We start from the raw sequence: 1232 nt of genomic DNA on the forward strand, positions 1-1232 counted from the left end.
TGGTGCTGCCGCTTCGGCCTTGGCCGGCGCAGCGGGTTGTTCCGCCGGCTTTTCGCTGCCCGCATCCGCCGTTTCCACGGTCGCGATCACGGTGCCTTGCGAGACTTTGTCGCCGGCTTTGACTTTGACTTCCTTGACCGTACCGACGAGATCGCTCGGCACTTCGATGGAAGCCTTGTCGGATTCGAGAGTCAGGACGCCTTGTTCTTTTTCGATGGCATCGCCGGCTTTGATATTGACTTCGATGACGTCGACGTCTTTGAAATCGCCGATATCGGGTACTTTAAGTTCGGTGAGACTCATGGTGTCCCCTAAATGAGAAGCGGGCAGAACCTGCGAAAGCGTTCAAGCGAAAGCGATCGGTTCTGCCGTCGGCAGACTTGCCTGTCTTTGCCTTGATGCCATGCAAAGCGAGTTCGACGAGATGGCTGGCGGACCACTGCGAAGCGGGCCGCCAGGCGCAAAAAATCAGAGACTCACCCGGCGGAAATCCGCCAGCACAGCAGAAAGATAGGCATTGAACCGCGCGGCCTCGGCGCCGTCGATCACCCGATGGTCGTAAGACAGCGACAAAGGCAGAATCAGCCGCGGCACGAACGCCTTGCCGTCCCAGACCGGCTTCATCGCGCCGCGCGACAATCCGAGAATGGCCACTTCAGGTGCGTTGATGATCGGCGTGAAATGCGTTCCGCCAATCCCGCCGAGCGACGAGATCGAGAAACATCCGCCTTGCATCTGATCCGGCTTCAGCTTGCCTTCGCGTGCTGCCTTCGAGAGATCGGCCATTTCGCGAGCGACATCGACAAGACCCTTCTTGTCGGCGTCGCGAATCACCGGGACCATCAAGCCGTTCGGGGTATCGGCGGCGAAACCGATGTTGTAATACTGCTTGAAGACGAGGTTGTCGCCGTCGAGGCTCGCATTGAACGTCGGGAATTTCTTGAGCGCAGCAACGACCGCCTTGATCACGAACGCGAGCATGGTGAACTTCACGCCGGCCTTTTCGTTTTCCTTGTTCAATGTCACGCGCAACGCTTCGAGGTCGGTGATGTCCGCTTCGTCGTTGTTGGTGACGTGCGGGATCATGACCCAGTTGCGATGCAGGTTCGCGCCCGAAATCTTTTTGATGCGCGAGAGCGGCTTTGGATCGACCGGACCGAACTTGGTGAAATCGACCTTCGGCCACGGCAGCAGGTTCAGCTCGCCGCCGCCTGCCGGCGCTGCTGCAGCCA

The 1232-nt window shown here is 59.1% G+C and carries 2 protein-coding genes; both read right to left on the reverse strand.

Annotated elements, in window-relative coordinates:
* On the reverse strand, positions 1–303 hold a 303-nt coding region (locus tag ACRXB1_RS36305), incomplete at its 3' end, for a biotin/lipoyl-containing protein (RefSeq protein WP_449494806.1).
* 165 nt (positions 304–468) lie between these two features.
* On the reverse strand, positions 469–1232 hold a 764-nt coding region (locus tag ACRXB1_RS36310), incomplete at its 5' end, for a 2-oxo acid dehydrogenase subunit E2 (protein ID WP_449494807.1).

It is taken from the genome of Caballeronia sp. M23-90 (assembly GCF_053574605.1).